Origin of the sequence: Rhodoferax sp. (genome assembly GCF_014859475.1) — a bacterium.
GTDB lineage: Bacteria > Pseudomonadota > Gammaproteobacteria > Burkholderiales > Burkholderiaceae_C > Rhodoferax.
On the sequence record NZ_JACUUE010000264.1, the window covers coordinates 1 to 2,794 of the forward strand.

Sequence of the window (2,794 nt, forward strand, 5' to 3'; positions counted from 1 at the left end):
CGCGGCGTGATCACCACCGCCACCTATGCGGCGCGCCAGTTTGGCGTGGGCTCGGCCATGGGGCTGATGAAAGCCGCCAAACTTTGCCCCGATGCGATCTTGCTGCCGGTGGACTTTGCCGCCTACCGGCACTACTCGCAGGCGTTTAAAACCATCATCCTGGAGATTGCGCCGCTGATGGAAGACCGCGGCATCGACGAGGTCTATATCGACTTTACTGACGTGCCTGGCGGCCAGCGCGAGGGTGGTCGCGTGCTGGCGCGACTGATCCAGAAAAGCATTTTTGACGCCACTGGCCTCACCTGCTCGGTGGGTGTGGCACCCAACAAGCTGCTGGCCAAGATGGCCAGCGAGTTCAACAAGCCCAACGGCATCGCCATTGTCTTCGAGGAAGATTTGCAGACCAAAATCTGGCCGCTGGCGTGCCGCAAGATCAACGGCATTGGCCCCAAGGCCGATGAAAAATTGCAGCAACTCGGCATTCGCACCATCGGCGAGCTGGCGCAACAGGATGTGGGCTGGCTGATCGACCACTTTGGCCAGAAAACCGGTGCCTGGATGTTCGACGCCGCGCACGGCATCGACCCCCGTCCGCTGGTGCTGGAAAGCGCGCCGGTGTCCATCAGTCGCGAAACCACGTTCGAGCGCGACCTGCATGCGGTGCGCGACAAGGTCGAGCTGGGCGCCATCTTCACCCGCCTGTGCGCGCAGGTGGCGCAAGACCTGGTGCGCCAGGGCTATGTGGGCAAAACCATTGGCATCAAACTGCGCTATGACGACTTCAAAAGCGTCACGCGCGACCTGACACTGCCCGCTTACACCTGTGATGCCAGCATCATCCGCCACCACGCCGGGCTGTGCCTCAAGCGGGCGCCCTTGCAGCAGCGCCTGCGCCTGCTCGGCGTGCGCGTGGGCTCACTGATAACGGCCACTGAGCACCTGAACCGGCTCCGGCACAAAACACCAGAGCCGATGCAAGGCGTGCAAACCACGATGGATATGGCACCACCGACTGCGCCATAATTTAGGGCTCGTAAAGTGATAAGTTGTACGTTTTGACGGTCAGATTTGGGATGCAGTGCCAGGTGGAAAGCGCGCCGTTTAGCTCTGCCAAACAAGCGATTTGCAACAACGCAATGCGCCCAAAGATGACCAGTAGTCCGTTTCACCAAAACGCTTACATGAAATCGTGTCTTTTCCATCCTGGCGTTGTTGCTCGTCGTTGCCATAGCTACGGCTATGTCGCCTCCTCGCGCCTAGCCAGCCTGAAAAATTCATCGATTTCATTTTGCAACCTTTTTGATGAAACGAACTACCAGGCAAAAGTACAAGTTATTGCTTTGCGAGCCCTCAGACCCTTGATTGCCACCGTTTGGTGCCTGCTTGCTGGCCGCTGGACGTATCCAACGCCACCGTTTCAGCCATGCACCGAACAGTTTTTTCCACTCCCGTCGTCAACACCTTGTTGCGTGCGCTGTCCGTGCTTTACCTCAAGCTGGCCGGATGGCAAGTGCACGGCGCCCTGCCAGCACAAGCGCAAAAAAGCGTGCTGATTGCCGCGCCGCACACCAGCAACTGGGACCTGCCCTACACGCTGATGGTGGCCTTTGTGCTGCGCCTGAACATTTACTGGATGGGCAAGGCCAGCTTGTTTCGCTTTCCGTTCGGGCCGCTGATGCGCTGGCTGGGCGGCATTGCGGTGGACCGCAGCAAGAGCAACAACCTGGTGCTGGCCTCGGCGCAAGCCATTCAGGCCGCCGAAGGCACGCTGCAATTGATCGTACCGCCCGAGGGCACGCGCAGCAAAACACGCTACTGGAAAACCGGCTTCTATCACATTGCCGTCACCGCGCAGGTGCCGATCGTCATGGCCTACATGGACTACCAGCGCAAGTTCAGCGGCCTGGGACCGATTTTTGTGCCCACCGGTAACGTTGAGGCCGACATGCTGCAGATCAAGGCGTTTTACGCGCCTTTCAAAGGCAGGAATGCGCGGCAGTTCGAGAGTGAATAGCGCTCAGTGCGCGGCTGCCGCCAGGTCAATCTGGGCGCGCAGTTCGGTGTAGTTCATGGTCACCGGGAACTGCGGAAACTCGTCGATGACGTTTTGCGGCGGGTGAAACAAAATGCCGGCGTTGGCCTCGGCCAGCATGGCGGTGTCGTTGTAGGAGTCTCCGGCGGCAATCACATGAAACTGCAGTTCGCGAAAGCGCTGCACCGCTTCTTTTTTCTGGTTTGGCATGCGCAAGTGGTAGTTCACCAGAAAGCCATCAGAGTCGGCCTCAAGTTTGTGGCAGAACAGCACCGGCATGTTGAGCTGGGCCATCAGCGGCATGGCAAATTCGTAGAACGTGTCCGACAGAATGATGACCTGGTAGTCGCGCCGCAGCGCGTCCAGAAAGTCGCGGGCTCCGGCCATCGGCCCCATCTCGGAGATCACCTTTTGAATGTCGGGCAGGCCCAGCTTATGGGTCTTGAGCAAGTCAAGCCGATAGCGCATCAGCTTGTTGTAATCGGGCTCGTCGCGGGTGGTGCGAGCGAGTTCGGGGATGCCTGTGCGCTTGGCAAATTCGATCCAGATTTCGGGAACAAGAACCCCTTCGAGGTCAAGACAAACAAGCTGCACTGAAATTCTCCGTGAATGGCTACATCAAGGCGGGCATGTTAACGTGAAAGAACTTCGTCATCGCGATTGCCGCGTATCGGCCCAATACCGCACACGGACCTTGAACCGTCATCGCGAGCCCCCCGTATCCGACCCGATACCGCACACGGACCTTGAACAGAGACTTCG

Annotated in this window: 3 protein-coding genes; 2 read left to right on the forward strand and 1 reads right to left on the reverse strand. The window is 58.8% G+C overall.

Going from position 1 to position 2,794, the window contains the following annotated elements:
* A partial coding sequence (locus IBX54_RS14100) for a DNA polymerase IV (RefSeq protein ID WP_296543289.1) occupies positions 1-1,023 on the forward strand: 1,023 nt, incomplete at its 5' end.
* Between the two features lie 400 nt (positions 1,024-1,423).
* Positions 1,424-2,014 (forward strand): lysophospholipid acyltransferase family protein, encoded by a 591-nt coding sequence (locus IBX54_RS14105; RefSeq protein ID WP_296543290.1) that lies wholly within the window; start codon positions 1,424-1,426, stop codon positions 2,012-2,014.
* Positions 2,015-2,017: 3 nt separating this feature from the next.
* Here IBX54_RS14105 and thrH read toward each other — a convergent pair whose 3' ends face one another.
* Positions 2,018-2,626: a bifunctional phosphoserine phosphatase/homoserine phosphotransferase ThrH gene (gene thrH, locus IBX54_RS14110; protein ID WP_296543291.1), complete on the reverse strand. Its 609-nt coding sequence runs from the start codon at positions 2,624-2,626 to the stop codon at positions 2,018-2,020.
* Positions 2,627-2,794: the final 168 nt, after the last annotated feature.